Genomic DNA, 3,597 nt, shown 5'->3' on the forward strand with positions numbered 1-3,597 from the left:
CGCATCGGCAACCCGCCGGACAACTCGGGCACGCCCCGGGACGCCATCGGGCGCAATGAGGAGGAATACCTCACCGCCGCTGCCGCCTTCCTCCGGGAGCTGCTGGCACGGTACGCGGAAAAAACCTCTTCCGCTGACAACACCCATCATACCACAAATGGGCAGAACTTCCAACCACCTGCCGCTACAAAAGGGGAATATGAGCAGTTCCAGCAGGAAAATCCCGATTCCGGCGTAATCAAGACCCAGGTATTCACCGCCCGGCGCACCTATCCGGTGGGAAATGCCCAGGTAAACCTCTACAAGGTCTTTCCGGATGGGGTCTACCTCATCGACAGCCAGTTCACCGACCATTCCGGACAGGTGAAGCCGGTGACGGTCCCGGCTCTGGAACGCAGTCTTCCCGAAACCCCCGGTGATCCCGCGCCGTATGTCAGCTACCGGATCACCGTATCCCATCCGGATTTCATGGACGCAGTCATTGAGCAGGTTCCGGTGTTCGAGGGGGTCACCTCCCTGCAGGCTGTGGACCTGATCCCGGCTGCGGCCGCACCGGTGAACAGCCCGGATGAACCCTGAAAGGAGGCAGCTTTCCGTGATCAACCTTCCTGAATCCACGCCGCCGGAAGTCCGGCTCCCTGTTGTGCCGGAAACCATCGTCGTCCACCTGGGCGCCCCCAACCAGCCGGCGGAAAATGTGGAGATCCCTTTCTCCGACTATATCAAAAATGTGGCGTCCAGTGAGATCTATCCCACCTGGCCCGAAGAGGCGCTCCGGGCCAATATCTATGCCCAGATCTCCTTTGCCCTCAACCGCATCTATACCGAATGGTACCGCAGCCGGGGCTATGATTTCGACATCACTTCCTCTATCCAGTTCGACCAGGCCTTTGTCAAGGACCGGGATGTGTTCGAGAATGTCAGCGACATCGTGGATGAGATTTTCAACGACTACCTCCGCCGTCCCGACCAGGCCAATCCGCTCTTTGCCCAGTTCTGCAGCGGCACCACAGTCACCTGTGACGGACTGTCCCAGTGGGGCAGCGTGGACCTCGCCAACCAGGGCCTGGACGCGCTGGAGATCCTGCGCACCTATTACGGCGACGATCTGGAACTGGTGGAGGACGCCCCCATCGAAAACCTCACCGAATCCTATCCCGGAGTGCCGCTGGAACTGGGGGACAGCAACAACGATGTGTATGTCATCCAGCAGTCACTGAACCGCATCCGCAGGAATTTCCCGGCTATCCCACGGATTCCGCTGGAGGACGGTGTCTTTGATCCCGCCACCCAGGAGGCAGTCCGGGTGTTCCAGCAGGTATTCAATATGCCGGTGACCGGCGTGGTGGATAAGGCCACCTGGTACCGGATCAAGGAGATCTACACCAGCGTCAAGAAGCTGGCTGACCTGTACAGCGAGGGCATCCGTCTGGACGAGGCCGAGCTGCTCTATCCCGGACAGCTCACAGTGGGCGATACCGGCCTGCCGGTGACCACCATCCAGTACTATCTCAACGCCTTTGCCTACTTTAACCCCTATATTCCCGCTGTGCCCATTGACGGGATTTACAGCTCGGATACCGCTGCCGCTGTGGAGGTCTTTCAGCGCCAGTACGGTCTGGACCCCACCGGCATCACCGACCGGGAAACCTGGTACAAAATGCAGGAGGTCTACCGGGGTATCCTCTCGGTGGTGGATACGGAATTCGGCGATCTGAAACCAGCGATCTATCCGGGCTATCTGCTCAGCCAGGGGCTGGAAAACCAGGATGTGGAGAATCTCCAGCGCTATCTGACCTATATCTCCCGCTATCTGCCGGAGATCCCGCTCACCGAAGTCACCGGCTATTTCGGCGCCAAGACCGAAGAGGCAGTCCGGGCATTCCAGGAGCTGTACGGCATTCCCGCAACCGGACGGGTCGGCGCCCTGACCTGGAACACCATCACCTTTGTGTACCGTCGGCTGCTTTCTGAGCAAAATAATACCGGGGAATCCTGAACAGGACTCCCCGGCGATGTCCGCCTCAGCGGATAAACGGGCTCCGGCGTTCGATGAGAATGGTGTCATGCCATTTTCCATCGGCAGCCACTGCGATCTTTTCCCGGTACCCCACTTCCCGGAATCCACAGGCCTTGTGCAGGGCCCGGCTGGCGGCATTCTCCGCAAAGACCGAGGACATCAGGGTCCAGTAACCCTTGGCTTCGGACCGGGCGATCAATTCCAGCATCAGGGCTTTGCCCACGCCCTTGCCCCGGGAATCCGCCCCTACATACAGGCTGACTTCCACAACACCCCGGTAAACCGGACGGCTGCTGGTGGCAGAGAGTGCAGTCCATCCCAGGATATGACCCTCCTCTTCCGCAACCAGACGGCAATCCGCAAGATGACCGCGGTCCCAGTCCTCATACTCCGGAGCAGACTGCTGGAATGTTGCAATCCCGGTTGCAATTCCCTCCAGATAAATCCGGCGCACATCGTTCCAGTCCTCCGGACGCATTTCCCGAATCTTCATTATAATCCCTCCCAGAACCTTTTTCCCCATTATACACCCGATACAGGCAGTTTGTCTGCCTAAAATACGGTATTTCACTGAAATTAATGAAAGGTGTGGCAAGAATTTTGATTATCTATACTGTACAGACAGGCGATACCCTGACCGAGATTGCGGACCGCTACAATGTGAGCCGCGCGGAACTGATCGAAGCCAATCAGCTGAACTATCCCGACCGGCTGGTGGTAGGCCAGGCACTGGTGATCCCCGGCAGTAGTGCGGATACCCATACGGTACTGCGTGGGGAAACCCTGTTTCTCATTGCGGAAAAGTACGGCGTGACTGTGGATGAACTGATGGAGGCCAATCCGGAGATTGCCAACCCCTCTGCCATCTACATCGGACAGAACATCCGGATTCCCGGGGGACTGCCGGAACTCAGTGACAGCATTGATGTAAACGGCTATGCCTATTACACCATGAACCGGGACACTCTGGCACGCACCCTGCCCGACCTGACCTATCTGAGTATTTTCAGCCATGACGCCCGTCCCACCGGACGCCTGGCAGACATCGCCGACAGCTCCATCATTGACGCGGCCTGGTCGGGCGGCGCCGGGCCCATCATGGTGGTGACCAACATCAAGGAGGGCGGCAATTTTGACAGCGGCCTTGCCAGCTGGCTGCTCACCGATGAAGCGACCCGCAACCGTCTGATCCAGAACATTGTGGACACCGCTGTGGAAAAGAACTACTACGGCGTGGATATTGACTTTGAGAATGTCTATGGCGGGGACCGGGAGGCATACAACAGCTTCCTGCGGGATCTCTCGGAACAGCTGCATGCCAACGGGCTGATCCTCACCACCGCCATCGCTCCCAAAACCAGTGCCAACATGAAGGGAATCCTGTACGAAGGGCATGACTACGCCGCTCACGGACGGTATGCGGACCGTATCACACTGATGACTTATGAATAAGTGCGATTATCTAATAAAATAAATATCCCCCCGCAAAGCGGGGGGTATTTCCGTTTCGGGCATAGCCCTAATACTACAGGCAACGCACAAGTGCGCTTTTTGTTGGCCTGCCAGCCACGCATAGG

Annotated in this window: 4 protein-coding genes; 3 read left to right on the forward strand and 1 reads right to left on the reverse strand. The window is 57.9% G+C overall.

Features of this window, described 5'->3' with window-relative positions:
* Together H9X81_RS11410 and H9X81_RS11415 are read left to right on the forward strand one after the other, a co-directional pair.
* On the forward strand, positions 1-579 hold a 579-nt coding region (locus H9X81_RS11410), incomplete at its 5' end, for a hypothetical protein (protein ID WP_345941551.1).
* A 16-nt stretch (positions 580-595) separates the two neighbouring features.
* Positions 596-1,999, forward strand: a complete 1,404-nt coding sequence (locus H9X81_RS11415; protein ID WP_345941552.1) for a peptidoglycan-binding protein — start codon at positions 596-598, stop codon at positions 1,997-1,999.
* A gap of 25 nt (positions 2,000-2,024) precedes the next feature.
* Here H9X81_RS11415 and H9X81_RS11420 read toward each other — a convergent pair whose 3' ends face one another.
* Positions 2,025-2,513 carry a GNAT family N-acetyltransferase gene (locus H9X81_RS11420; RefSeq protein WP_207751071.1) on the reverse strand — a complete coding sequence of 163 codons (489 nt, stop codon included), beginning with the start codon at positions 2,511-2,513 and terminating at the stop codon, positions 2,025-2,027.
* Positions 2,514-2,620: 107 nt separating this feature from the next.
* On the opposite strand from H9X81_RS11420, the gene H9X81_RS11425 reads away from it, so the two are divergent.
* Positions 2,621-3,472 (forward strand): LysM peptidoglycan-binding domain-containing protein, encoded by an 852-nt coding sequence (locus H9X81_RS11425; RefSeq protein ID WP_204722150.1) that lies wholly within the window; start codon positions 2,621-2,623, stop codon positions 3,470-3,472.
* Positions 3,473-3,597: the final 125 nt, after the last annotated feature.

Origin of the sequence: Hydrogenoanaerobacterium saccharovorans (genome assembly GCF_016901815.1) — a bacterium.
Classification (GTDB): domain Bacteria; phylum Bacillota; class Clostridia; order Oscillospirales; family Ruminococcaceae; genus Avimicrobium; species Avimicrobium caecorum.

Excerpts from the sequence above, each read along its gene's own strand:
- H9X81_RS11420 (WP_207751071.1), bottom strand. The coding sequence starts at position 2,513 with ATGAAGATTCGGGAAATGCGTCCGGAGGACTGGAACGATGTGCGCCGG.